The organism is Geosporobacter ferrireducens (assembly GCF_001750685.1).
GTDB classification, from domain to species: Bacteria; Bacillota; Clostridia; order Peptostreptococcales; family Thermotaleaceae; genus Geosporobacter; species Geosporobacter ferrireducens.
On the sequence record NZ_CP017269.1, the window covers coordinates 3,048,193 to 3,074,302 of the forward strand.

At 36.6% G+C, this 26,110-nt stretch carries 23 protein-coding genes; 20 read left to right on the top strand and 3 right to left on the bottom strand.

Annotation, left to right across the window (positions count from 1 at the left end; all coding sequences use genetic code 11):
- Window positions 1-286: 286 nt before the first annotated feature.
- The 8 genes from Gferi_RS14310 (at window position 287) to Gferi_RS14340 (ending at window position 6,707) form a co-directional block, all read left to right on the top strand.
- On the top strand, window positions 287-760 hold the full coding sequence (locus Gferi_RS14310) for a hypothetical protein (RefSeq protein ID WP_069977613.1): 474 nt from the start codon (window positions 287-289) through the stop codon (window positions 758-760).
- A 342-nt stretch (window positions 761-1,102) separates the two neighbouring features.
- The gene (locus Gferi_RS28170) at window positions 1,103-1,267 is read left to right on the top strand and encodes a helix-turn-helix domain-containing protein (protein ID WP_236932600.1); all 165 of its coding nucleotides are present in this window, start codon (window positions 1,103-1,105) and stop codon (window positions 1,265-1,267) included.
- A gap of 26 nt (window positions 1,268-1,293) precedes the next feature.
- The gene (locus tag Gferi_RS14315) at window positions 1,294-1,974 is read left to right on the top strand and encodes an epoxyqueuosine reductase (RefSeq protein WP_069977614.1); all 681 of its coding nucleotides are present in this window, start codon (window positions 1,294-1,296) and stop codon (window positions 1,972-1,974) included.
- A gap of 414 nt (window positions 1,975-2,388) precedes the next feature.
- Complete coding sequence (locus Gferi_RS14320; protein WP_069977616.1) at window positions 2,389-2,886, top strand: hypothetical protein; 498 nt, start codon at window positions 2,389-2,391, stop codon at window positions 2,884-2,886.
- Between the two features lie 712 nt (window positions 2,887-3,598).
- Complete coding sequence (locus Gferi_RS14325) at window positions 3,599-4,819, top strand: hypothetical protein (RefSeq protein ID WP_156782401.1); 1,221 nt, start codon at window positions 3,599-3,601, stop codon at window positions 4,817-4,819.
- A 135-nt stretch (window positions 4,820-4,954) separates the two neighbouring features.
- Window positions 4,955-5,656, top strand: a complete 702-nt coding sequence (locus Gferi_RS14330; RefSeq protein WP_069977620.1) for a B3/B4 domain-containing protein — start codon at window positions 4,955-4,957, stop codon at window positions 5,654-5,656.
- Window positions 5,657-5,734: 78 nt separating this feature from the next.
- Window positions 5,735-5,980 carry an MGMT family protein gene (locus tag Gferi_RS14335; RefSeq protein ID WP_236932601.1) on the top strand — a complete coding sequence of 82 codons (246 nt, stop codon included), beginning with the start codon at window positions 5,735-5,737 and terminating at the stop codon, window positions 5,978-5,980.
- 154 nt (window positions 5,981-6,134) lie between these two features.
- On the top strand, window positions 6,135-6,707 hold the full coding sequence (locus Gferi_RS14340) for a nitroreductase family protein (protein ID WP_069977626.1): 573 nt from the start codon (window positions 6,135-6,137) through the stop codon (window positions 6,705-6,707).
- Between the two features lie 156 nt (window positions 6,708-6,863).
- Here Gferi_RS14340 and Gferi_RS14345 read toward each other — a convergent pair whose 3' ends face one another.
- Window positions 6,864-8,261, bottom strand: a complete 1,398-nt coding sequence (locus tag Gferi_RS14345) for a DUF6179 domain-containing protein (protein WP_069977628.1) — start codon at window positions 8,259-8,261, stop codon at window positions 6,864-6,866.
- Entirely contained in the window at window positions 8,249-8,761 is a 513-nt protein-coding gene (locus Gferi_RS14350; RefSeq protein WP_083273571.1) for a DUF6323 family protein, read from the bottom strand. Before Gferi_RS14350 ends, Gferi_RS14345 begins: the two co-directional genes overlap by 13 nt.
- 397 nt (window positions 8,762-9,158) lie before the next feature.
- Between Gferi_RS14350 and mgtE the strand changes: the two genes are divergently transcribed.
- The gene (gene mgtE, locus Gferi_RS14355) at window positions 9,159-10,502 is read left to right on the top strand and encodes a magnesium transporter (protein WP_069977630.1); all 1,344 of its coding nucleotides are present in this window, start codon (window positions 9,159-9,161) and stop codon (window positions 10,500-10,502) included.
- A gap of 138 nt (window positions 10,503-10,640) precedes the next feature.
- The gene (locus Gferi_RS14360; RefSeq protein WP_069977632.1) at window positions 10,641-11,504 is read left to right on the top strand and encodes a PhzF family phenazine biosynthesis protein; all 864 of its coding nucleotides are present in this window, start codon (window positions 10,641-10,643) and stop codon (window positions 11,502-11,504) included.
- Between the two features lie 122 nt (window positions 11,505-11,626).
- Here Gferi_RS14360 and Gferi_RS14365 read toward each other — a convergent pair whose 3' ends face one another.
- Window positions 11,627-13,021 (bottom strand): methyl-accepting chemotaxis protein, encoded by a 1,395-nt coding sequence (locus Gferi_RS14365; protein ID WP_169833002.1) that lies wholly within the window; start codon window positions 13,019-13,021, stop codon window positions 11,627-11,629.
- 623 nt (window positions 13,022-13,644) lie between these two features.
- On the opposite strand from Gferi_RS14365, the gene Gferi_RS14370 reads away from it, so the two are divergent.
- The 10 genes from Gferi_RS14370 to Gferi_RS14415 all read left to right on the top strand — a co-directional run bounded on the left by Gferi_RS14370 (window position 13,645) and on the right by Gferi_RS14415 (window position 26,055).
- Window positions 13,645-14,703 carry an AbrB family transcriptional regulator gene (locus Gferi_RS14370; protein ID WP_069977636.1) on the top strand — a complete coding sequence of 353 codons (1,059 nt, stop codon included), beginning with the start codon at window positions 13,645-13,647 and terminating at the stop codon, window positions 14,701-14,703.
- A gap of 251 nt (window positions 14,704-14,954) precedes the next feature.
- Window positions 14,955-15,836, top strand: a complete 882-nt coding sequence (locus Gferi_RS14375; RefSeq protein WP_069977638.1) for a DUF6282 family protein — start codon at window positions 14,955-14,957, stop codon at window positions 15,834-15,836.
- 14 nt (window positions 15,837-15,850) lie between these two features.
- The gene (locus Gferi_RS14380; RefSeq protein ID WP_236932602.1) at window positions 15,851-16,573 is read left to right on the top strand and encodes a PIG-L deacetylase family protein; all 723 of its coding nucleotides are present in this window, start codon (window positions 15,851-15,853) and stop codon (window positions 16,571-16,573) included.
- A 28-nt stretch (window positions 16,574-16,601) separates the two neighbouring features.
- Window positions 16,602-17,618 carry a TAXI family TRAP transporter solute-binding subunit gene (locus tag Gferi_RS14385; RefSeq protein ID WP_069977640.1) on the top strand — a complete coding sequence of 339 codons (1,017 nt, stop codon included), beginning with the start codon at window positions 16,602-16,604 and terminating at the stop codon, window positions 17,616-17,618.
- Window positions 17,619-17,666: 48 nt separating this feature from the next.
- Window positions 17,667-19,541 carry a TRAP transporter permease gene (locus Gferi_RS14390; protein ID WP_069977642.1) on the top strand — a complete coding sequence of 625 codons (1,875 nt, stop codon included), beginning with the start codon at window positions 17,667-17,669 and terminating at the stop codon, window positions 19,539-19,541.
- A gap of 174 nt (window positions 19,542-19,715) precedes the next feature.
- Window positions 19,716-20,411 carry an RraA family protein gene (locus Gferi_RS14395; RefSeq protein ID WP_069977644.1) on the top strand — a complete coding sequence of 232 codons (696 nt, stop codon included), beginning with the start codon at window positions 19,716-19,718 and terminating at the stop codon, window positions 20,409-20,411.
- Window positions 20,412-20,526: 115 nt separating this feature from the next.
- Window positions 20,527-21,168, top strand: a complete 642-nt coding sequence (locus Gferi_RS14400; RefSeq protein WP_083273574.1) for a GntR family transcriptional regulator — start codon at window positions 20,527-20,529, stop codon at window positions 21,166-21,168.
- Between the two features lie 482 nt (window positions 21,169-21,650).
- Window positions 21,651-23,321: a dihydroxy-acid dehydratase gene (ilvD, locus tag Gferi_RS14405; protein WP_069977648.1), complete on the top strand. Its 1,671-nt coding sequence runs from the start codon at window positions 21,651-21,653 to the stop codon at window positions 23,319-23,321.
- Window positions 23,322-23,337: 16 nt separating this feature from the next.
- Entirely contained in the window at window positions 23,338-24,297 is a 960-nt protein-coding gene (locus Gferi_RS14410) for a bile acid:sodium symporter family protein (RefSeq protein WP_069977650.1), read from the top strand.
- A 114-nt stretch (window positions 24,298-24,411) separates the two neighbouring features.
- Complete coding sequence (locus Gferi_RS14415) at window positions 24,412-26,055, top strand: PocR ligand-binding domain-containing protein (RefSeq protein WP_069977652.1); 1,644 nt, start codon at window positions 24,412-24,414, stop codon at window positions 26,053-26,055.
- Window positions 26,056-26,110: the final 55 nt, after the last annotated feature.

Genomic DNA, 26,110 nt, shown 5'->3' on the forward strand with positions numbered 1-26,110 from the left:
TTGATGGGGATGGTTTTCCAAATCAGAAAGCTACGCTAAAACCACGAAAAATTGAAAATAATAATATCTTTTATTTTTCTTCTAATACATCTTCTTTACATAACATTGCACTCAAGTTCGCTTTGCCTATTTGGGGTCATCCCTTGGAAGAAGCAAAGCACATTTCTCAGCCTAAGATAAGAGCTATCTAAGGCTGAGAAAAGTCTTGAGTGCGGAGACGTTAGACGGCATATCTGACTAGATTTTTTTGCAATAGGGTAGTGGATTGTAAAAATGGGGAGGGAAAATGAAACAGAAAAAATATTTATATATAGTAATTACGATAATAGTAATCAGCATTATTATTACTGCTGCCTATCTGAATGACAAGCGGATATATGGCAAAATATATAATTTGATCGATGAAGAGCAGATTAACATCACTTCGTCGACTTATACTGAAAATAACAAAGTTGTTGCCGAAATAAAAGCATCTGATAATGCTACCTATATTAAGGTTAATGATGTTGGTCATATTGTAGATAATAATAAACTATTTAAAATATTAACAAAATACAAATGCAAAAAAAGTAAATCCAATTATTTTCCATATACAACAGGGGATGTAATTGCAGAGATATCAATTCATCAGAATAATAAACCTAAGCATATTATACTGGGCAATTTTAATATTTGGTATGAGACTAGTGACAAAGTGGCTTATGATATTATCGATGGTGATAAGTTACTTCAAGAAATATTATTGCTTGTAGAAAAATAAATTTTCTCATATAGTAATTTGAAATTTTATTCGAAAGAGTGCAAATAACAGAAACAAAGTAGTTTAAATTATCTTAGAAGTTTAAGTTGCTGGTTATTTCCGTCAGAGACGCCGTCTAACAATGTGTTCAAGTTCGTGCGGTAGGTGAAGTCTCTGGAGCAGAGCTGCGCACACCATAAATACTAAGCCAAGTCTGGCTAAGTATTTATGGCGTCTTGAACACGGAGACGTTAGATGACACTCCAATATCGGAGCAAGGTAATGGGGTCAATTGGTTTGTTTGCAAAGGGGCTATCATAAATATCAATGTAGTTAAGTTTCAAATTAAAAGGAGCGATAGACTTGAATTCAAAGGAAATAAATGTAGTTGGTGAAAATATATTGAAGAAAAGAAAGGGTGCAGACCTTTCTCAAAAAGCATTAGCAGAAAAACTTAGTGTTACATGGGAGATGGTATCAAGTTGGGAAAATTTGTACAAAACTGCAAAACAAGAATTATGTATATAGCATATATGTAAAAGGGGGGCTTAAGAGTGAAGAAGCAAATCAAAGAATTTATATTAAATCTTGGTGCGGATGTGTGTGGTGTCGCTAATGTTGACCGCTTTTCCGAAGCACCAGCAGGCTTTCACCCAAGAGATATATTTTCCGACTGCAAATCGATCATTGTGTTTGGCATAGCTCTTCCAAAAGGGCTGACAATGATAGAACCAAGGCTGATATACGGTCATTTCAATTATAGCACATGTCCAGAGGTTGATTGGGTCGCATTAAGAGCTGCAAAAGAGATTGAAAGGATCTCTAGTGGCTATGCTGTACCGCTTCCCTCAGACGGTCCTTATGAATACTGGGATGCAGAAAAACTGGAAGGCCGTGGTCTGATATCCATGAAACATGCCGCCGTACTCGCAGGACTAGGAACACTAGGTAAAAATACATTACTACTAAACGAAAAGCATGGTAATCTGTTGACTTTGGGAATAGTTCTTACAGAGCTTGATCTTGTCTCCGACTCGCTTGCGGAGAGTATCTGTATAGATGGTTGCAATCTATGTATCGAAAACTGCCCGTCTCAAGCATTGGACGGCCGAAACGCAAATCAGGCAAAATGCAGACCGAATACATATGGAACCAATGACAGAGGCTTTAATACTGTTAACTGCAATAAATGCAGGGTAATTTGCCCAATGAGACAAGGAAAGAAAAGTGATTAGCATGATGTGTGATTAAATTGGTTTGCTTTTTTAAAAAAGTCGTAATGTATTCTAAAATGTTATGTATGCTATAAATAATAGATTTAAGGGTGCGACGTCCTGTCGCCCTCTGAATCACGGGACGTATGGCATCGGAGAACAATGCATTTGCATAAAGGTGCTGGAAGCACGTTTTTGGGGCAGGTTTAGCACCACATCTTCTCACTGGGAGCGAAGCTCCGCTAAGGGGTATTCCTATGGGGTCCAGTTCGAAGGCGTCACAAATGCGAGACGTTACACAACAGATCGATTAACTTGGGCACCGTCCTGGCATGATAAGTATTAAGGTAGGTGTTTCACAAGGAATACATAGAATAAATTTAAAATATTAGCGCTTACTAAACTACAGTGAAATAAATTTAAGGGGGTAATAAAATGGAAGGTGTTTATAGCGAAATTAAGATTGTAAAAGTACCAAAGATGCAAGTTGCAAGATATGTTATTATTAGTCCCAATCCAGAACATGATGTGATTTCTTACATGGATAACTGGGCAAAAAATAGTGGGTTATTGGATTTTAAAGATTATAAGCCAAGAAGAATAGGTTGGGATTTCCCGTTTGTGTCTAAACAACAATCAGAACAGTTTGGACTTCGTGGTTATGTGAGTGCATACATTATTCCAGAGAATTTTAAACCTGAATGTGGAGGAGTAGAAATAGCATACATAAATGAAGATACATATGCAACTTTAACAGTAACAGATCCCCATAGTAATTCTTTTGAAAAAATACCAAAGGGATATGAAATATTGATGGAGTTTGTAAACAGTGGAGAATATAAAGCTACTTCATGGGAGAATAGAATTGCATTTGAAGAAGAATATGATATAGATGGTGTTCACTATATGGATATATATATTCCTGTGAAGTAAAGTTAAAAAAAGGCAATTAAAGTATTTGGTGAAAGTCTACAGGATGAGGCATTGACCGCAGCACCATGCTGCTCTTAGCTTTGAGGCTCGGTCCGTCGTGTAATACGAGGATTTGCGGCTCTGGCTGCGCCTTCGACCTAACTTGACAGTTGTCATGCCTTTTGCTAATAGAAGATATGCTTTTGAAGGCAAAAGTCATACATAGCAAGTGGGTTAGGTCGAAGGGGATGGTTCTTGTTTGCCTTTATGCTTACGATGATAACTAAGAGAAGCTGTAAAGATAGATCTACTATGTCGCTGAAAAAGATGGTATTTCCTTTGACCTCTTTGGCTTATAAAAAACCGCTGATACAATGATACGCTGAACCGTACCATAAATGACTGCGGTTTTTTTATGGGCAAATATTTTGAAATACACGACGGATTTAGATAAAAGAAGGTGAAGGAAATAAAACGAACAAGAATCATCCTAGTGTATTAATTACATAAACAGTAAATTTATGGTAGAATTTTATAAGAAAGCTTAGGATGGGGGAAAATGAAAAAGATGAAGAGAATTTTTCTTATGCTGTCCATCTTTATGATCTTTGTAGTAATTAATTACATCCTAATTATAGGTCAATATAAAAAAGCTGCAGCCAATGGAGGATATAGCAATTGGACGATGATACAGCATCCATTATATAATGCAAGTCATAAAATTGAGTTTCTTATGGATGAGGCTAAAGAATTAGAATTAAATCTATGGTGGAGAAGTTTGACCGGAAGCATTGAGATAACAATAACTGATAAAAAGGGGGAAATTTATTTTAGCAAAAAAGCAAACCAAATGAAAGATGAATACCTTGTAGCTCTAAGGCAAGGAAGATACATATTGAGCATAAATATTTCTAATTTTACAGGTGCCGCTGCCTTAGGCTATGAAAATATAGTTAGAATAAATGCATTTCCTAATGAGGGTTACAGCATTATTCCAAGTGATCCATCAAAGAGCTTTTATTGGGATTACTTGCTATATATTCCAAGTAAAATAAAAGAAAGCAAGCTCTTAGTCGTACCTAACAATACAGGAAAAGTCAGCGATCTTATTGATGTTCATAAAGAAAAAGCAAAAGAACTGATTATATATAAAGCAACATTAGCGGAAGACCTGGGAATACCCCTCTTGGTACCTATTTTCCCTAGGCCTGAAAGTCACAATGAATTGTATACCCACGCCCTTGACAGAGAAACGATTTTTACAAATATCAATGAATTAAAAAGGTTGGATTTGCAGCTCATAGCAATGATAGATGATGCTAAGCGGATATTATCGGAAAAAGGGATTATGGTTGATGAGAAAATATTCATGTCGGGATTTTCTGCTTCAGGAGATTTTGTGGATAGGTTCACCTTTCTACACCCTGAAATGGTAAAGGCCGCTGTTATTGGCGGAAGTGACAATATTATTCCTTATAAAAATCTAAATGGAGAGAATATTCCATACCCCATAGGAATTTATGATTATGAAAAAATTACAGGTAGGGAATTTGATGTGAATTTAATAGGGGATGTATATAGATATATATTTAAAGGAGCGGAAGATGAAGGCGGATGGCAATTATGGGTAGAAAATGGTAAAAAAATCAGATGTACAGGGAAAGAATATTATGAGAAATTTGAAGCGCCTCAACTAATTGAAAGCTTGAAAAAACGTGCTAAACCGATTTGTGTTGAAGGAAATCTAACGGATGTAGAACAAAAGGAAATATTATTTAGGGCGTATGACGGGAAGATTCTAATAGATAGGTTTTTAAAAATCAAAGAGACCTTTGATATGTTAAATATAGATAAAAGCGAATTCGTTCTATATAAAGGGATAGGACATGAAATAACTGAGGAGATTAGACAGGATGAATTAGAATTTTTCAGGAAAATATTGAGTAAACCGTAAGCTATATTGTTGAAATTCCAGTAGTAAGAAGAGATTTCTTTAGACTATTTTTGTATTAAAGGATATAATAAAAGCTAATAATCTAAAGGCATGCGTGGCTTTAGAGGTATATAGAATTTAAAAGGAGGGGATATCATGCGTTATACGATAAAGCCAGAAGTGTTTGAGCTCGATCCAAGATTGCACTTCGGAGTTCTGGTAGGAAAAGGGCTTAGCAATACGGCGTCATTGCCTTCAGACACGGATGTGCTTAGAAATGCGGAGAATTATGTCAGGCAAACCATTAGAGAAGAAGAAGTCCGAAATCTTCCCACTATACGAGATTACCGAAATACCATGGAAAAGGCAGGAATAAACCCCAATAAATATCCTCCATCCACGGAAGCTATGATGAAAAGGGTATTAAAAGGTTCTTCACTACCTACAATCAATGCATTAGTGGATTTGTGCAATGCAGTTTCCCTGGAAAATCAGATTTCACTGGGCGGCCATGATCTAAGAGATATACAGGAGGATTTGAGCGTTTGCTTCAGTAAAGGGACTGAAAGGTTTTTGCCTTTTGGTGCAAAAGAATATGAAGAGGTAGAAGATCGGGAACTGGTTTTTACCAGCGGAAATATTGTTCAGACAAGAAAATGGATCTGGCGTCAGAGTGAACTGGGCAAAATGATGCTGGATACAAAAGATGTTTTCTTTCAATTGGTGAGCTTTGAAGGCAATGAGGGCAGTCAGCTGACAAAAGCTCTGGATTCATTGGAAGCGCTTATTGTAGAAAGGTTTGGCGGTACATGCCAACGGTACATAGTAAATCAAGATAATCCGAGTATTGAATTTTAACGGAAAGGAACTATTATTGTGACGCCCTTTACCGAAAAAGTGATTAATATTATATTAAGCATCCCCCGAGGGAGGGTCATGACTTATGGACAGATTGCAGGATTTGCAGGAAATCCTCGGGCTGCCCGTCAGGTTGTCCGTATACTCCACTCGATGAGCAGGAAGCATGGGCTGCCGTGGCATCGGGTCATTAACAGAAAAGGACAGATTACGCTGCCAAGTGATGGGCCTTACAATGAACAAATGATGATTCTAGAGATCGAGGGTATTGAAATAGATATAAACGGAAATATTGACTTAGACAAATACCAGTGGCACCCATAAGGGAGCAGGGAAATAGATGCTAAGAGCTTAAATGGTGTATGGAAAGAAAGGCATATATTTGTGCTGAATTAGCGATATGCAGATCAAAGAGCAAGTCAGCTGATTAACGATTTGCACGACAAAATCAGGTTTAATCTTAAAGGAGATGAGAAAAGTGGATTGTATCGAAGCCATTTTAGGAAGGCGAAGCTGCCGCAGTTTTAAAAATCAGAAGATAGAAGAGGGAAAGATTACTGCAATTTTAGAATGTGCATTATATGCACCTTCTCCTGCCAATAAACAGCCATGGGAATTTATTGTGGTAGAGAATCCTGAATACAATCAAAAACTAAAAGATGCTGTAGAGCGGTCAAAAGAGAAGATTGCAGAGAAAAGCGGATGGTCATGGGTACCTAAATACAATGTTGACTTTATTAATCAAGCCCCTACATTAATCGTGGTGGTTGGAGATCCAAGTAAAAATGGTGCTGAACAATTTCTTGAAGAACCCAGTCAAGGGTATGAGCATGCTTGCAGCGCAGCAATTCAAAACATGCTTTTGGCTGCCCATAGCATGGGATTGGAGTCCTTATGGCTTTCTCTGTTTGAAAAAAAGGATGTCCGGAAGATATTTGAAATTGATGAGGATAAGGACCCCGTTGCCATTATTTGCCTAGGTTACCCTGAACATATTGGACAAGCACCTACAAGAAAAAGCATAGAATCAAAGGTAAGATTTATAGAATAGTCTACACCTCTTTTTAAGATACAGTATAAGAAGATACAGGACTAAAAAAGTTTAGAGTGACAGTTCCTGCACAGTCTGGCGGCCTTCTGTGATTTGTACATTGGCCATAATGAATATGCTAAGAAAACAACCTTGTAATTCACAAGGTTGTTTTTATTAAACGATTTCCGAAGCAAGATTTTCATGGACCAGCAGTTCAATTTCCTGAATACGGCTTTTATCTAATTTTCTTAACCAATCGAAAAAAGCTGTTTCCCAGGCATAGCTGTGAGCAATGGAATTTGAAAGGAATGTAGGAAGCTTTTCTTCTCCTCTTAACATATATTCCTTAAAGCTACTAGTGATTAATGTACTTATTTCCAGATTTCCTAAACTATTGAAGAGGTGATCATACTCTTTTTCATAAAAACAGTCTGCTTTCAGCAAATCAACAAAATCCTCTAAAGAATTAACATACTTTGTTAATATAATCATTTTATCTTCAACAGTGGAACAATCTGTTATTTTTTTATAGATAAATCTAAAGATCCTATTATTCATTTTGGAACCTGTTTCTAGAACGGTTTTTTCCTTATGGTGAGCCACGGTTTCTAAAACCATCATATTTACAAGATGATCATATTCTAACGCATTATTTAGACGTTCTACCATAGATTCCGAGTACCGGTAAATTAAGTCAATAAGGTCAGGTACTGTGATCTCTAAGCGGTTTATGATTTTATCTAAAATATTGGAAATAAGATGTTTTAAGTTAGTTTTGCTTATTCCACTCAGCTCCGCCTTAATCATTTCAAGCCCTATAGGGGAAATTAAAAGGTTTTCGTAGCCTTTATCCAGTAATGTTAGAAAAACAAGGTTATTGAATACAAGCTCAAATAAGTTTATGGGTGTTTGTTCATAATTTAGTCTGTTGGATTTTCCATAGGCTTGGAGCAGTAGGGTTATACTTTTAGAATCAAACTTGCGGCAAAAGTCATTTTCTAATTCAAAGGCAGCAAGATAGCTTCTGATGTAAGCGATTCCTTTTACGGACATGTCATCGAAGACTAAAGGGTAGTCTATATCGCTGGAAGTATTATGGGCTGAAAAAAGTATGTCATAATCTAAAAAGAAATTGGGTATTGCCTTTGTAAAGGTTTCGTTATAGACAATATTTGGCACTGCCACACGTTTTGTTTCGACGGATTGATATAAATTTTTTGTACTTTCGAAATAATCTTCGGCATAGATCATTGCTTCTTTATATAAGGTTTTTATATTGCAGGACTGTAAATGGCTGATGGCATCCTCCGGATTAAGATGCTTCATTAAATAAAGGTCTAGTGAATAGACAATGGATTTCATCAAATCTTCTGCTGTTTCAGCTTTTAAAGTAGAACTTTCTCCCTTTGTATACATTCTCATCACTTCTTTGAAAACTTCCATTAATTCAAGAGGAATATTCTTTGCAAGATCTAAAGGCAATAATCTGCCCCGCACACCTTCGTTTACAAGTGAAGCAAAGTACTGATCATGATTCAGTTTTTCCTTATTTATTCCAATTATTGATCCCATAATGCATCCTCCCAACTTTCTAACAGATCCTCATCCGTCTCCTCATCAATATCCTGATCCTCTTCCTCTCCAAATCTATAGTACCTAATGATCTTTTCTGTTTCCCTTCCTTTTAGCAGATCCATAACACCAAAGCATTTATGATTATACAATTCTGCCAATTTTTCAATCAATGTGTCATCGCCTATATCATCATCCAACTCATTTTTTATATAATGAAACAATTCCTGAATCTCAATCAGTGTCTCTGCATAATCCGTTTGTTGAATATAAGGTGACGAGCAAAATTGCGCAATGATTTTGCGCGTGATTTCAGTATCTATTTCGACCCGGCTATATTCCTTTAGAATAGTGTTCCGGGCGGTTATAATTTCCCGGGAATCCTGTAGGGAGAGATACAATCCAAAAAGTGTTGAAAGTTCATTTGTAAGCATAATTTCATGGGCCATGTCTTCCATTAAAGACAATTCTGTAGCATGAAAAATATTAAGAAAATACATAAAGATCCCTCACTTTCAAATAAATTTTCAAAAATATATTTACAAATTATAAAAAATATGATATAATAAAATAGAGATATTGTAACATTTGCAAAAATGGACGTTATTTTAATTATACTTGTTTTTAGATATTAAGTCAACTCCTAAAATGTCTATTTTATTTAAATAGATAAAAAGTCAAAAAGACATCATTCTTTTTGACTTTTTGTTTGCTAAAAACTATTATGGTATAATATGGGATATAAAGTTAAAAGAAATGAAAAAATCGTTTGGAAAACCCGATCATATTCAAGCTATGATGGGGTTTTTTTATTTCAGAAGGTGGGGAGAATAGTAGCAGTATGAACAGAGAGAATCAGCATGAAGTGTCAATAAGATTTGAGAGGGGTGTACAAATATGTTTGAAGAAAAGCAGGAAACATTAATAGATGGTGTGAAGGAAAACGATAGAGATAAAATATACGGGATGATTGATAACATGTATCCCATAGATATTGCCATAATTTTAGAGGAGTTTGACGATAAAAGCCTATTGAAGTTTTTTTCGCTAATAGATGATGCGCTTATGGCTGAGATCATAGAACAGGCCAGTGAGGAATTACAGGTTAGAATGATTAAATTATTCGATTTCAAAGCTATCGTAAGCTTATTTTCCTATATGTCCAATGACGATATTGCCGATATTTTGGGGAATCTCCCCATCCAAATGAGAAAAGATTTATTAAAGATGATGAAGGACGGAGATACGCAGCAGTTACAAGAACTGTTAGGTTATGAGGAAGATAGTGCCGGTGGTATTATGACAACAGAGTATATTGCATTAAAAGGAGATTTAACCATAGGGGAATCTTTAAAAAAAATTAAGGAGATTGGACCGAAAACAGAAGTGATTGAAACCATATTTGTATTGAATAAAAATAAAGGATTGATTGGAACTGCAGATTTACGGGATATATTGATTGCTCCTGAAGATAAGAAGTTAATCGACATAATGAATGATAATGTAATCTCTGTTAATCCTGAAGAGGACCAAGAAAAGGTATCCTTGCTTGTTTCAAAATATGATTTAAAGGCTATTCCTGTTATTAATCACAAGCGTTCTCTTTTAGGCATTATAACCGTTGATGACATCATTGATGTTATTATAGAAGAACAGACAGAGGATATGCTGCGTTTAGGCGGCGTAAGCAAGGAGGAAAGGGTGGATAGTGCATTAACAACCTCTATTAAAAAGAGGCTGCCCTGGCTGTTTATTAATCTGGGAACGGCTTTTTTAGCTGCTTTTACCGTAGGGTTATTTGAAGACGTTATCGCGCAAGTAGTTGCTTTGGCTGCTGCCATGCCTATTGTAGCAGGAATGGGAGGAAATGCAGGAACCCAGACGCTGTCAGTGGTAATTAGAAGTATTGCCCTTGGGGAAGTCAGTTTAAAAAAGAATTGGAAGCTGGTATTTAAAGAAATTGCCCTTGGTGTAATTAATGGGGCAACTACGGGGATTTTGACAGGTATAATCCTTTATATGAAGTATGGCAATCCTTATCTTGGTCTAATAATCTTTGCTGCGATGATCGGAAACTTAGTGATAGCAGGGTTTTTTGGATTTTTAATTCCATTATTATTGAAGGTGTTTGGGATAGATCCGGCTTTGGCATCGGCTATATTTTTAACGACAGCAACCGATGTTTTTGGATTTTTTTTGTTTTTGGGCCTGGCAAAGATGTTCTTGCCGCTGCTGATGTAAAAGGCAAAAAGGTGCGGGAGCTTCCCATTTGTTTCCTTGTTTTTATTATGTTATGCTAAAGTAAAGGGATATAATGATGGCAAGGGTGACAGGTAAAATGTCCCCGTGACTAAGGCTTATGCAAGGGAGTGTGGTTATATGAAGAGGAACGGAAAGCATGCAGAAACCATTAAAATATTTCTGGTAGATGCTTTTACGAAAGAAATATTTAGAGGAAACCCAGCAATGGTATGTATTTTAGATAAAAAAATAGAGGATGCATTCATGCAAAAAATTGCTTTTGAATTTAACCTGTCAGAAACAGCGTTTTTGCTGCCTAAAGAAAATAATAATGAATATGCAATCCGGTGGTTTACACCCCAAAAAGAAGTACCATTATGTGGTCATGCAACCCTTGCAGCATCACAAGTATTATTTGACCATAAAAGAATTTCTTCTGATGAAATAATATATTATTCAGAAAGTGGAATTCTTAAGGCAAAGAAAGATATTTATGGAATTAGTTTGGATTTTCCGCTTGATGAACCGGAAGAAGTATCGGTTCACCCGTATAGTGAACTTTTAAAAGCTATGGGCATTTCAGCCTATGAAAATATAGTATTGGGCAGAAGTACAAAAAAACTTATTATACATTTAAAGAGCCAGGAAGAAGTTATAAATGTTCAACCCAAATATGAAGAGATGAAAAAGCTAAATGTTGAAGGAATAAAAGGCGTTGGAATTACTTCCACGTACAATAATCAATACCATTTTATCACAAGATATTTTAATCCTTGGGCGGGAGTCAATGAAGATCCTGTGACCGGTTCGGTACATACGGCATTAGCAGCTTATTGGTCAAGAATTTTAGGCATAAATGAACTAAAAGTACACCAGGCCTCCTATAGAGGCGGCGAGATGACTTTAAGAATAAAAGATTCTAATAGATTAGAGATTATTGGAGATGCACGGATCGTCTTTAAAGGTGAATTAAATCTGGATGAACAAGATAGGCACATATGAAAGGTGCATCAAATTTCAGAAAAAGGGATTTATAAATTTTTGTATGCTTATATAGGCCTTTGAGAACAGCGGTTTCCTCAAGGGCCTATATATTTTTACCAGAAGGGAGTTAACTTTATATTTTATAGCAGGGTCTTCAATACATATTGATTCAATTCATCTAATGCTTCAATTACTTGATCGGAATATGAATCCATCTCTTTAAAGGCGGCTTCTGCTTTAGCCATATCATTTGAGGCGACCGCTACTACAGATTCCTTTGCCCATTCATGCAAACGCACATGGGGCTGCTCAATTTTCTTAAAAATAGCATTATCTTTAAAAATATCTCTGCCCTCACCATAATACCATTTGCCAAGTCTACATTCCTTGTAGTTTCCCACTATATTTACATCAATTGTTTCATAACCAAGCAGCATATTATAAATACGCCATCTTAAATTTAGGTGATCTGTCCTAGATAACGCTAAGATATCGTTTATGGCAAGATGTTGTGTATCCTTAATCATGCCCAGCCTTATTTGATTGTTCAACTGGCTAACCTTAAAAATTCCCTGTCCGGTTTTATTACAAGTTGTAAGGATATTATCTGCTGATTGAGACAATTCTGCGGCCCTGCTGGCAAACTCTTCGGTAACAGCCGTTTGTTCCTGTGTATTCGCTGCAATTTGAATTGCCTCATTATTCAACTGTTTTATAGATTCAACCACCTTTTTATTTGCTTCAATGACTTGATTTACAAGAATAGAACCCGTTTCAAGCTCACTAGCCGTTTTGCCGGTATGGGATACAACCTTTGATAGTTCATCACTTAAGGTTTTTATATTGTTTTGTATGATGTTTACTGAAGATTTTGTATGTTCAGCTAGTTTTTTTACTTCTGATGCAACTACACCAAAGCCTTTACCGTGTTCTCCTGCTCTTGCAGACTCTATAGCAGCATTTAAGGCTAGCAAATTAGTCTGATTGGCAATTTCTTTTATTATATCCACGACTTGATCAATTTGCTTCATTTCATCTATTAGAATATTCATGTCTGTGCTTATTGTTTTCACTGTTTCAAAGGACTTCTGAACAAATGAAAATGCATCCAGCATGTTAGCATTAGACTCAGACGTTACCTCTAATGTATTGCTAATAAAACCTGCAACATTTTGAGCACGTGACGAGACATCTTCTATAGATGCACTCATTTCCTCGCTGCTTGCAGTTATCATATGTATTGCGTCATTCTGAGCTCTGGCTTCATTTATCATGTCTTTTACATAGGTCATTTCAGTAATATATCCTAGTATTTTATTTACTTCTAGCATTTTATTCTTCTTTTCCAGATATATGCTGTTAACCATGTCATTCCAAACAGTTGCCAATGCTTCATTTTTAAATTTAGATTTATCTGCCAATACAATTTTTCCTGCTTCCAATTCTTTGAACAAATAAAGTAATTCCGCTAGATCTTTGCCTTCCTGTTCAACATGAATGCTATTATATTTTCTTTCTTTAAGTTTGCTAAACACGAATACACCTCCCATATTATAGATAAAGGTTGTATAAATCTGAGAAAACTGTAAAAGTTTGTCGATAGAATATATTTTATCAGATGATTTACAATATTACAACCAATATTGATCAACAAAATTGTTATCAATATCTATCGCGTTTAGTGTTTTAAGATTAAAAGAGAGGTATTTCATATGTTGAGAAAAGTTGGAGGAAAGAGTAAAGACCAAATATATCACATCGTGAAATGAGAAAATTCTATACATCTGTTGTTAAAAATTAATTGATAGGGAGAGGGCAAAATGTGCTCTCCCTTGATGTATTGATAAGAATTTGTATTGACGAAAATATTTGATGTTGATACAATTATGTTATCAATATTGTTGAACATTTTTCCGGGTGGGTGGTGTAAATTTAAAAAAACATTTGATCCCATTGATTTCTAATGATATTAGATAATCAATATCATTATGAATTCTGGGTTTATAAATATATTGCTTTCATGTCCAGCCATTTATTTGGATATTTTTTAATAAAACAAATAATTTTGCGTGTTAAAATATCAGTCCAACATAAGGCAATTGTAAAAATTGCCTTTTTCTTGTGTTATTTAAGGTGGTATATAAAAGGAGGCATTCATATGTGGGTAATGATTACAATTCTTGTTGCGGCAGTAGGGGGCTTAACAGCTACTAAGTTAAAAGTACCGGCGGGTGCAATAATAGGCTCCTTGCTTGCAGTAGTAGTATTTAATCTTTTGACGGGTAAAGCGGTATTTCCACAGGAGTTTAAAATGATAACCCAGATTGGAACAGGTACATATATAGGTTCACGTATCTGTAAAAAAGATGTTGTTGAGTTGAAAAAAACAATTATCCCAGCAATAATTTTAACCGTTACTATGTGTGTATTTAATATTGCTGTGAGTATATTCCTAACAAATTATACAAATATCGATTTAGTAACGGCACTTTTTGCAACAGCTCCTGCTGGGGTTACAGATATGACGCTGATTTCAGTGGATTTTGGTGCAGATTCTTCTAAGGTTGCAGCGTTGCAACTTATCAGACTCATATCTGTAATTGCAATTATGCCGATGCTTATTAAGCACCTGGCAGCAAAAGTCAATATAGTTGAAAGCTTTGATGATTCCCGGGAAGAAATAAGCGTAAATACTGATACAAATAACGATTTCAAAGAAGTTGTTAAAAGAACCATTTATACGTTGTCCGTAGGTATTATTTCCGGATGTATAGGTTATTTTTTAGGTGTCCCTGCTGGAATTATCAGTTTTGCAATGGTTGCTTGTGCTTTTTACAACGTCAGAACTTCAAAAGCATATATGTCCATTCATTTGCGTAAGAGTATTCAATTTCTAGGAGGGGCACTTATAGGTGCCAGAATTACAATGGAGCAGGTTGTAGCTATGAAAGATTTACTCCTGATAATTTCTGTTGTAATAGTAGGGTATATTGCACTTAATTTTCTATTAGCATTCTTAATTTCAAAGCATAGTACTTTAGATATAATTACATCACTATATGCATCAGCGGCAGGAGGGCTTACGGATATGGCGATCATAGCAAGTGAGATGGGAGCAGATGCTCCTAAAGTTGCTACATTGCAATTCGCAAGAGTTGTAAGTGTAATTGCTTTTTACCCTATTATCATCAAAACTTTATTAAATTTTATTCATTAGGAAGATACTGCTTTCATTTGGGCTTTTTAGATGCGTGTATATTTTGCAGAATTGGGAAGCCCTTTCCTATAGATAGATTGTTTAAAATAGGATATGAGTGCTCAATCTTTGCTGCCGACAGCTAATATTCTAAATAATCAAGTAATGTATTGACAATAAAAATAAGCGAGTGATATAATGTGCATACAAGATTGTAGAACAATAGTGTCTACAATAAAGGAAAACGATTTTAAATATAAAGGAGAGATAGCATGAAATCATTAATTGATGGCGCTTATGATTTACACGTCCACTCAGCACCAGATGTACTGCCTAGAAAAATGGATGATTTAGAAATGGCCCAAAGGATTATTAAAGCGGGAATGAAAGGTTACGCTGCCAAATCTCACTACTTTTGCACTGCTGAAAGAGCTGCCCTGGTTAATCAGCTTTATCCAGAATGCCATGTTGTGGGTACCATTACACTAAATAACTCCGTGGGGGGGATTAATCCATCTGCTGTTGAAATGGCTGGAAGAGCAGGTGCTAAGATTGTGTGGTTTCCAACCTGTGATGGAGCATACGAGCAAAAACATGTTTTTTCAGGAGATGCAAACAAAAAATTACCGTACTGGGCACAAATAGTAATACAAATGAAAGAAGAGGGAATCATTACACCTACACTCTCAGTATTAGAAAATGGAAAATTAACTGACAATACAATACAAGTGTTGGAAATAATAGCGAAACACAAAATGATATTGGCAACGGCACATCTATCGCACGGAGAAACCCTTGCTTTGGTAAAAGAGGCTAAGAAAAGAAATGTAGAAAGAATTATTGTTACCCATGTGGATTTTCCAACTACTTTCTATACAATTGAAGAACAAAAAGAGCTAGTGGCTCTAGGTGCATATATGGAACATGTTTATACGACATGGGCTACTGGTAAAGTAGACTTTGAAACAACATTAGAGCAAATCAAAGCAATAGGAGCTGATCATGTAGTATTAGGAACAGATTTAGGGCAGCCTGCAGGACTATATCCAGATGAAGGGCTTTTGCTCTTTGCACAAAAACTGGTAGACGCAGGTATAAAAGAAGCAGAAGTAGAAAAAATGACAGTTCACAATAACACTACATTATTAAAGTAAGGGAGGTTTTTGAATTGCAAGGAAAAAAAATGTTAGTAGTCAGTGCACATGCCGCAGACTTTGTTTGGAGATCCGGTGGGACAATTGCAAAATACATCAAACATGGTGCGGAGGTCCATGTGGTAGTGCTAAGCTTTGGTGTTAGAGGCGAATCTAATGATCTATGGAAAGAGGAAAATCAAACAGTGGAAAATGTTAAGAAGATTAGACTTGAAGAATCCTCAAAAGCAGCAGAAATATTAGGTGTAAAAAATATAGAGTATTGGGACTTTGAAGATTACCCAATGGAAATCACAAGAGGGCGATTGGACAGGCTCGCTCAAAAAATAAGAGAAACAAGGCCGGATATCATTCTTACTCATGATAAAAAAGATGGACTTAATCCAGATCATGATGCAGTTAGAAATTACGTTTTCCAATCTAGTATCATGTCAAATTCAGCAGGTGTAATAACTCCTGGATTCCCAGTTACCAAGCAAATGATGCTGTTTGGATTTGAACCACATCAAACAGAAATAAGTGATTTCAAGCCAGGAACATTTATAGATATCACAGAAACATATGAGCAAAAAGTTGAAGCAATGAAGTGCTTCAAGGCTCAAGGGCACCTGATAGAATATTATACGCAAAGGGCATTTATGAGGGGAAATCATGCTAGACGGCTTTCGGGTGTAAAGGAGTATAAGTATGCAGAAAGTTTTTCAAACTTCTTTCCAAGAGTTGCAAGTGAATTCTGATAAAACAAATATAGGAAGGGTGTAAATAATGAAAAAATCAAATAAGTTTAAATTAGTAATTAGTTTGCTTTTATTACTTGTCCTTATTTTAACAGCATGTACGCAACCAGCAAATCCAGCCCCGTCACAAAATGAAACGGCAACACCAGCGCCAACAGGAGGTACAGAAGAACTAATATTTGGAACTGGAGGAACTGCGGGAACTTACTACATTGTAGGTGCTGCGATGGGTAAGGTAGTTTCAGAGCGTTCGGATAAGTTAAATATAATTGTTCAAGCTACCAAAGGTTCAATGGAAAACATCAACTTAACAAGTGTAGGAGAAATGCAACTGGGCATGTCAAATGCAGATGGCGTATTTGATGGATACTATGGAACAGGCAGCTATGAAAAAGGAGGCAAGCAAGATATTGTTGGATTAATGTCTCTTTATATGAGTGCTGGACATATGGTAGTAAAAAAGAACTCAGGAATAAATAGCTACGCTGATTTGAAAGGTAAAAAAGTAGTCCTTGGACCTCCAAGTACAACGATCGTGGAAATGTCAAAAGCTATTTTAAGAGAACACGGAGTAGACCCGGATAAAGACATCAAACCATTCTATTTATCATTTGACGAAGGCGTATCAAAGCTGGTAGACGGGGATGTAGATGCAAGTTTCTTCGTGGCAGGAGTTCCAACAGCTGCGCTTATGAATGCAAGCTCAACTGGCGGCGTTGATCTATTAGATGTAGAAGATGCGATATTAGATAAAATAGCTAATGAATTTCCTTATTTTGAAAAGTACACGATTCCGGCAAATACTTATAAAGGTATAGATAAAGATATTAGAACTTTAAAAATTATGACCAATATTTTTGCTAAATCAACATTATCAGATGAAGCAGCCTATGAATTTGTTAAACATGCACTTGAAGGGGTGGCAGATTATACAAGTGCTCATACTGTTGTAAAAGAAATTACCCCTGAAACAGCCTGGAAAGTTCCAGTCCCATTACACCCGGGTGCGGAAAAGTATTATCGGGAGATTGGAGTTTTAAAATAATTTAAAATTTGCCGAATCGAGATATCACCAACTTATAGGAGGTTTCAAATGGCACCATTAGATAATAATCAAAGCAAAAAAACAAATATTATTGATACGAGTATAATCTTGGTTTCGGTTGCTCTAGCTGCATTTCATTTATATACAGCCTCTTTCGGCATATTGCCAGGATACGCCCAATCATCTGTGCATTGGGCGTTGGTGGCAGCATATATACTCCTAACGAAACCATTAAAATTTAAATTTGGCAGGGCAATTGATATTATTATTTTATCAGTAACAGCATACCTAACTTATTACCAATTCATAATTCAGGAAGAAATGATATTTAGGTCAGGAATATATACAAAATTTGAAGTAATATTATCCGTTCTAGCCATTTTAATAGCAATAGAAGTAGCACGACGGGTAATCGGTTTAATACTTCCGGTTATTTCAGTATTATTTGTAGCCTATGCATTATACGGTTCACACCTTGTAGGCCTGTTTAAGACGATAAATTTTTCAATGAATAGAATCGCGCCTTATCTTTATACGTCTACCGATGGATTATATGGACAAACACTACTTGTATCAGCTCAATTCATATTCTTATTTGTTTTATTTGGAGCGATACTGGATTTAACTGGTGCCGGAAACTTTTTTGTAGATATAGCATTTTCGTTAACTGGACGTTCAAGAGGCGGCCCGGCTCAGGCAGCAATTTATTCCAGTATGCTTATGGGTACAATCAATGGCTCTGGAGCTGCAAATGTAGTAACAACGGGTACATTTACAATCCCCCTTATGAAAAAAGTAGGGTTTACGCCAAGCATGTCAGGTGCCATAGAAGCAGTGGCTTCAAGCGGCGGCCAAATCATGCCCCCGGTAATGGGCGCGGTAGCCTTTTTAATGAGTGAAATCACAGGCATTGAATATGCAGCGATAGCAAAAGCGTCATTAATACCCGCTGCCCTATATTATTTAACGCTATCATCAGCAGTTTATCTTACTGCCAGAAAAGAGAATATCCCTGCAATTCCAAAAGAAGAGTTAGCAGATTTTAAAAAGACTTTCAAAGCAGGATGGTTATACTTTGTTCCTTTAATAATACTAGTAGTTTTATTATTTAAGGGCTTTAGTCCCCAAAGATCAGCATTTGGTGCCATTATAGCAACCTTGGTCGTTGGATTTATAGTAGATAAAGAAAGGATGAAAGTAAAGAATTTCCTCAAAGCGTTCAAGAGTGCTGCAGATGGCATCGCACCAATAGCAGCGGCTTGTATCCTAGCGGGAGTAATTATGGGCGTAATAAATCTTACAGGATTAGGACTAAAAATCAGTGGAATCATTGAAGGAATTGCAGCAGGCAGGCTAGTTGTGGGACTTATTCTTGCAATGTTAACAAGCTTAGTACTAGGTATGGGCTTGCCAACATCAGCGGCGTATATGATACTTGCAGTCTTAGTGGCACCAGCAATCATTAGCATGGGTTCATCCGTATTGGCAGCACATCTGTTTATTCTTTATTTTGGTGCATTATCAACGATTACTCCGCCAGTAGCGCTATCTACTTTTGCCGCAGCAGGTATAGCAGGAGCGAATATCTGGAAAACAGGAATAGACTCAATGAAGCTGGCCGCAACAGGATTTATAATTCCATTTATCTATGTATTTAATCAAGAATTATTGTTAGTAGGACAACCTTTAGAAATATTGATAGGGCTTATTACAGCAACAATAGGATGCATACTGTTGGCTATAGCCCTTATAGGTTGGTTCAAACACAATATTTCAATAATAAGCAGAATCCTTCTATTCCCATGTTCAATCATGCTATTTGTAACGAATCCATTTATGGTGAATATATTGGGGAGTATTTTAGCAACTGCAATACTTGGAATAGAATTTTTCGTAAAGAAAAAAAAGTTGGCAAAATCCTAAAGTGAGAGATTATTGTGTGGGAACAAATAAAAGACAAGCTAGAAAAAAAGGGCTATATGTGCAATAGCCTTGCAGTATTTTTATACAAGCCCAGAGCGTCAAACATTGAAATAATATTAATAAATCAAAATTTTGGAGTGTAACGCTATAAAAGTAATGAATGGAGAGAATCATATGGATATTAAAGCATTGAACCAGGGAAAAATCGGATTTAGAATCTATGGAGATATAAAAAGAAGCGACAGAGATATACTTGAAAGACTAAAAAATGTAGGGACATGTGCGATAAGCGATGGACTAAATAAGTTTAATACGATGCATCACGCAATAAAACCGGTTTATGAAGAGGTAAAAATAGCAGGAAATGCAATAACAGTAAGAATGAGACCAGGAGATAACTTAATGCTCCACAAAGCTATTGGTATGGCCCAGGCAGGAGATGTAATCGTGGTAGATACCTGTGGTTGCGAGTCAAACTCAGTGCTGGGAGATTTAATGGCAACAGCGGCTGTGAAAAAAGGAATCGCAGGAATAGTAATAGATGGTGGCGTAAGAGATGTATTGGAACTTAAAAGAAGTAAAGCGCCAATATTTGCAAAATGTGTTACCCCGGCAGTAGGAGATAAAGGTGGGCCAGGAGAAATAAATGCACCGATATCATGTGGAGGTGTACCGGTCAACCCAGGGGATATAATTGTAGGTGATGCAAATGGAATCGTGGTTATTGATCCAAGCATAATAGATGAAGTTCTGAAAGGTGCAGAAGCAAAATTAGAGAAAGACAATAAAAGAATGGAAGAAATTTTGCGTGGGGTAATCACAAAACCAGATATAGATGAAGCACTTAGAAAGGCAGGAGTAATCGGGTAATATATTAAAAAGGTACTTCCGATGGATGCTAGGTATGATTAGTTTCGGAATCAGTAGTTTTGTGGTATAATTAGCATAATTATGAAATATTTAGATTGAAAGGAAGGGTAACCCATTGTCATCATCAGGAGAAAAAGTATATGAGATAATTAAGCAAAGAATTATTGATCATATCTATGTTCCATCTCAAACTTTAGTTGAATCTGCACTAGCAGAGGAACTAGAGGTAAGTAGAAATACTGTGAAAAAGGCTTTGATGCAACTGGTTAATGAAAAATTAGTAGAACTGGAAGCCAATAAAAGTGCCAGAGTCAAATCTCTAACAATGGAAGAAGCTGTACACCTGCTTGAAATCAGGGAAAGATTAGAAGGGTTAATAGCTTACAGGGCAGCTCAAGTGATCACAGATAAAGAACTGGATATTATGAAAACTAATTTAGAAGAAATGAAAGCGCTAATAAAAGAAAATAAGCTAGTCGAATACTCAGCCATAAATGACATCCTTCACAAGACAATCTATGATATATGCCCCAACAGAGAAGCAGTAGAAATGATTCAATCTATAAAATTACAACTAAGGCGCTATAACAAAAGAACGATCTTAATCTCCGGGAGAAGTACCGGATCCTATAGCGAGCACGAAGCAATATTCAAAGCGTTAGAAGCGCATAATCCAGAAGAGGCAGAGAGAGTAATGCGTCAGCACATTGCAAACGTACGCCACACATTGAAAGAAAACTATAGCATGCTCTTCTAAGTGTAAAGTAGACTTAAAATAAAAGCTTGTCAAGGTTAAAATGTACGGAAAATCAGACCTTGACAGGTTTTTTGTTTTTTAAAGTTTTTTTAAAGTATTTTATTTAATAAATGATTTATGGTTTAATCTGTTAAGCCGTATACCCTAAAAATAAGATACCATCTATTATGGCATTGTCTTATGATAAAATATGTTACGAAAAGTGAAATATCTTATTTTTTTGATATAATTCTTAACTTTTTAGTATGATGATTTTCGTAATATATTTAAATAGATCTTGTAAGTATTTAGAATTGAATTATATTATACTGATGCTAGAGAATTGGCGAAATTATTTGTATTTTCTAAAATAAATTGATTCGATCTGTGACAGGAATTCAAAGGTTTTATCGATAGTTTCCAAGCATTTTAGATGATCGACACTGAGATATTTACGAATATATCCCCATTTTCTAAAACTAGCCAAGAAAGGAATGAAAAAAATGAGAAGCGATTCAGTAACAAAAGGGATGCAGCAGGCACCACACCGTTCTTTGTTCAATGCACTTGGAATGACACAAGAGGAGATGAACAGGCCATTAGTGGGTATTGTCAGTTCTTATAATGAAATTGTACCAGGGCATATGAACTTGGACAAAATTGTAGATGCAGTAAAACTGGGAGTTGCCATGGCCGGCGGAACGCCAATCGTATTCCCGGCAATTGCGGTATGCGATGGTATTGCCATGGGACATCAGGGAATGAAATATTCCCTGGTAACAAGGGAGTTAATTGCAGACTCGACAGAGGCCATGACAATGGCACATGCCTTTGACGCATTGGTGATGATACCCAACTGTGATAAAAACGTACCGGGGCTTTTAATGGCTGCAGCAAGGCTCAACATTCCGACGATATTTGTCAGCGGCGGACCAATGCTGGCGGGGAGGGTCAAAGGAGAAAAAACAAGCCTGTCCTCCATGTTTGAAGCAGTAGGCGCCTATGCAGCAGGAAATATGTCCCTTGAAGAGGTGCAAGAATATGAAAGAAAAGTATGTCCAACCTGTGGTTCCTGTTCAGGTATGTACACGGCGAATAGTATGAACTGCCTAACAGAAGCCCTGGGCATGGGACTCAGGGGAAATGGAACCATACCGGCCGTATATTCGGCAAGGATACAGCTGGCGAAACAAGCAGGAATGCAAATTATGGAACTGCTTAAAAAAGATATTAAGCCAAGGGATATTATGACAAAAGAGGCATTTATGAATGCACTTACTGTAGATATGGCATTGGGATGCAGCACAAACAGTATGCTGCACTTGCCGGCCATTGCCCATGAAGCAGGGATAGAACTAGAGATGGATGTTGCAAACGCCATCAGTGCAAAGACTCCCAATCTATGTCACTTGGCACCGGCAGGACATACATATATGGAAGATCTGGATGAAGCCGGGGGAGTATATGCTGTCATGAATGAGCTGGACAAAAAAGGCCTGCTGAAAATAGACATTATCACATGTACTGGAAAAACCGTAGCAGAAAATATAAAAGGCTGTATCAATAAGGACCCGGAGGTTATCCGGCCCATTGAAAATTCATACAGTGAAACCGGCGGCATAGCGGTGCTTAAAGGAAATTTAGCACCAGACTCCTGTGTGGTAAAGCGCTCTGCAGTTGTGCCGGAAATGATGAAGCATCAAGGACCGGCAAGGGTATTTGACTGTGAAGAAGATGCCATTGAAGCAATCAAGGGCGGAAAAATCGTGGCGGGAGATGTAGTCGTCATCAGATATGAAGGGCCAAAGGGAGGGCCAGGCATGCGGGAAATGCTCAATCCAACTTCAGCAATTGCAGGTATGGGCTTAGGCAGCTCGGTGGCTCTTGTAACGGACGGGCGTTTCAGCGGTGCATCAAGAGGGGCATCCATAGGTCATGTATCGCCGGAAGCTGCGGTAGGAGGAAATATAGCACTTGTAGAAGAGGGCGATATGATTCAGATCGATATTATGGCGAACACTATAAGCTTTGATATAACGGAAGAGGAACTGGCGAAGAGAAGAGCAAATTGGGTTCCAAGGCAGCCAAGGATTACAACAGGCTACCTGGAGCGTTATGCGTCCCTGGTAACATCAGGCAATAGAGGCGCTGTTTTAGAAGTAAATAAAAAATAACAAGGGGGTCATGTGCTTGCAAAAAATAGCAAGGATCATTTCTAAGTATTTTGGAGTTATCATTATTGTCTTTATGATACTTGGATTTGTAACACCAGGTGCATTTAAGTGGGTAACATCAAAACTGTTTGGACAGCCTGTCATTAATATTTTGCTGGGGATCATTATGTTTGGTATGGGTATGACATTAAGCTTAAATGATTTCAAAATTGTGCTGAAAAGGCCGCTGGATGTCTTAAAAGGAACCGCTGCACAGTTTATTATTATGCCTGTGCTGGCATTATTCCTGTCAAAACTCTTTGGATTAGAAGAGGCATTGATGGTAGGGGTGGTATTGGTGGGGACTTGCCCCGGAGGAACGGCTTCCAATGTTATTTCCTATATGGCAGGCGGAGACGTAGCCTTGTCTGTGGCTATGACGACAGTGTCCACATTACTGGCACCTATTTTAACACCGACACTTACCTATTTGCTGATTAAGCAAACTGTAAGCTTTAGTCCTGTAAGCATGTTTATGAGTATTATACAAGTAGTGCTGCTGCCAATTACAGTGGGCTTAATTGTAAAAGCGGTTATAAAAGAAAAAGCAGATGTTGTTGAGAGCTACATGCCGGCAGTTTCTACAATCTCCATTGCATGTATTGTTGGAGGTGTAATTGGGGCAAATGCAGCAAAAATATTAAGTTCTTTAGGGTTAATCGTCTTAGTAGTTATTCTTCATAATGCATGTGGTTATGCGCTGGGCTTCTTAGTAGGTAAATTGACGGGTATGGATCGTAAAAAGAGTATTACCCTTGCGGTTGAGGTAGGTATGCAAAACTCAGGCTTGGCAGCATCATTAGCAGCCAGCCAGTTTGCGGCAATGCCGTTGGCAGCAGTTCCTGCCGCCTTATTTAGCGCATGGCACAATATATCCGGTGCGGTTTTTGCCTGGGTTGCAAAATCTCTTGAAAAGGAAACCTCGCACGCTCAATAAAGACAAAAATATGCTGTCATGAAAAGCAAATCTTATAGAATAGATTTGCTTTTTTTATTGATGGACTATAATATATATACATCAGCTCTTATAATATGATTAGGGGTGAATGATATGAACTTACTTGACAGCACGAACATATATGATAAGCAAAAATTTGAGTGGGGAGAAATCTCATGGATGCATGAACCCATTGATTCGCCGTACGGAAGGTTAAGCGTGGCACAAGTAAAAATTTATCCGGGATGCCAGCAAGAGAAGCATTTTCATTTAGGAGAAGAGCAACTCTTTTATGTCGTGCAAGGGCAGGGAAGCTTTATTACCAATGGGAAAAAAGAAGATGTTTATAAACCCATGATTGTATATATTCCCCCCCATTCAGAACATGAGGTATTCAACACAGGGAAAGAGGACTTGATCTTCGTCGTTGTGTATGTACCCATAAAATTAATACAATTACAAAAACCCTATACTGTGGCAGCGTATAAAAATATACAGGATTTGATTCCGCTAGAAATACTGCAAAATATTAAAGAACAGTTATCAGAGCTTTTAAAGCTCATCATTCATATTTATGATGGGAATCATCAACTTCTTACGCAAGATAATGAGGAAAATGAATTTTGCAAAATCTGCAGTTCTATGCATCCGTGTAATAAACGAAAATATACCAGTGACAGTAGCAATCTATTATCTGATAACATGTATAAATGTGATTACGATTTAATAGAACTTGAGGTCCCGATTACTTTAAATGATAATATTTTAGGTTACATTAAAAGCGGCAGCTTTGTTTTAAGCAATTCCGAAGAAATTGATAAAAAAATTGATGCAATCCAAGAAAGATTAGGAATAGATCGAGATCCTATTTGGACCATTTACAAAAAAATCCCTGATATTATTAAAAGCCGTATTTATGTAATACAGGAGCACCTAGTCATCGCTGCACAATTCACACAGGTAATGTTGGAACGGAGTGTTTTTGAGCAGGAATTGACAGAGAAAGACAATGAAATATTAATGAGTACAAAAGAGAAAATACAATTAAAAGACGCACTTAAAAAAGCAAATCATAAAATATATCATGATAAAATCTTTGCAGGTGGTGCAAACATAACGAAAGAATTTGTATATCCTTATGATGTGGAAATTATTTTAGAAAATGCGATCAAAGAACTTGATCTGGAAAAAATAGAAAAGAGTATTGATGATTGTAGGAATAAATATATTGATAGCGAAAATATAGTGCAGGAAATGATTATAGTTTTATCCAGAACTGCTATGAGAAGCTTAGAAAATATAGAAATCATATCACAGATGAGAAAAAAATATGATAAACACCTGCAGCAAATCAAAAAAGAGGACCCGTGGGAAATTCTTAAATGTTTTTGTATGGATTGTATTGAAGAATATAAAAAGATCAGACAAAGTAACCGGAGAGAATTGATCGATAATATCAATATGTATATTAACACCCACTATAAGGAGGATCTGAGTTTAAATCTGATAGCGGAGATATTCTATATCAGCCCGAACTATCTAAGTTCTCTGTTTAACGAAAAAAACCGCATATCCTTTAGTGACTATGTACAGAATCTAAGAATTGAGGAAGGGAAAAAATATTTAAGAAGTACCCCAATAAAAGTATGCGATATTGCTAAAAAGGTTGGATTTAAAAATAATAGTTACTTTGTAAATGTATTTAAAAAAAATGTAGGAATGACACCAAATGAATACAGAAAAAATCCTATAGGATAATTAAATATTGTTAAAGTTTTTAAAATCGGTTAAGCAAGGAGATATCGTTATGGTT

What these genes read in the sequence shown, in the direction of transcription:
- Gferi_RS14370 (WP_069977636.1), top strand. Translation starts at nt 13,645, where the DNA reads ATGTGGGTAATGATTACAATTCTTGTTGCGGCAGTAGGGGGCTTAACA.
- mgtE (WP_069977630.1), top strand. Translation starts at nt 9,159, where the DNA reads ATGTTTGAAGAAAAGCAGGAAACATTAATAGATGGTGTGAAGGAAAAC.
- Gferi_RS14310 (WP_069977613.1), top strand. Translation starts at nt 287, where the DNA reads ATGAAACAGAAAAAATATTTATATATAGTAATTACGATAATAGTAATC.
- ilvD (WP_069977648.1), top strand. Translation starts at nt 21,651, where the DNA reads ATGAGAAGCGATTCAGTAACAAAAGGGATGCAGCAGGCACCACACCGT.
- Gferi_RS14325 (WP_156782401.1), top strand. Translation starts at nt 3,599, where the DNA reads ATGGATGAGGCTAAAGAATTAGAATTAAATCTATGGTGGAGAAGTTTG.
- Gferi_RS14335 (WP_236932601.1), top strand. Translation starts at nt 5,735, where the DNA reads ATGACTTATGGACAGATTGCAGGATTTGCAGGAAATCCTCGGGCTGCC.
- Gferi_RS14375 (WP_069977638.1), top strand. Translation starts at nt 14,955, where the DNA reads ATGAAATCATTAATTGATGGCGCTTATGATTTACACGTCCACTCAGCA.
- Gferi_RS14330 (WP_069977620.1), top strand. Translation starts at nt 4,955, where the DNA reads ATGCGTTATACGATAAAGCCAGAAGTGTTTGAGCTCGATCCAAGATTG.
- Gferi_RS14350 (WP_083273571.1), bottom strand. Translation starts at nt 8,761, where the DNA reads ATGTATTTTCTTAATATTTTTCATGCTACAGAATTGTCTTTAATGGAA.
- Gferi_RS14415 (WP_069977652.1), top strand. Translation starts at nt 24,412, where the DNA reads ATGAACTTACTTGACAGCACGAACATATATGATAAGCAAAAATTTGAG.
- Gferi_RS14385 (WP_069977640.1), top strand. Translation starts at nt 16,602, where the DNA reads ATGAAAAAATCAAATAAGTTTAAATTAGTAATTAGTTTGCTTTTATTA.
- Gferi_RS14390 (WP_069977642.1), top strand. Translation starts at nt 17,667, where the DNA reads ATGGCACCATTAGATAATAATCAAAGCAAAAAAACAAATATTATTGAT.
- Gferi_RS14345 (WP_069977628.1), bottom strand. Translation starts at nt 8,261, where the DNA reads ATGGGATCAATAATTGGAATAAATAAGGAAAAACTGAATCATGATCAG.
- Gferi_RS14320 (WP_069977616.1), top strand. Translation starts at nt 2,389, where the DNA reads ATGGAAGGTGTTTATAGCGAAATTAAGATTGTAAAAGTACCAAAGATG.
- Gferi_RS14360 (WP_069977632.1), top strand. Translation starts at nt 10,641, where the DNA reads ATGAAGAGGAACGGAAAGCATGCAGAAACCATTAAAATATTTCTGGTA.
- Gferi_RS14395 (WP_069977644.1), top strand. Translation starts at nt 19,716, where the DNA reads ATGGATATTAAAGCATTGAACCAGGGAAAAATCGGATTTAGAATCTAT.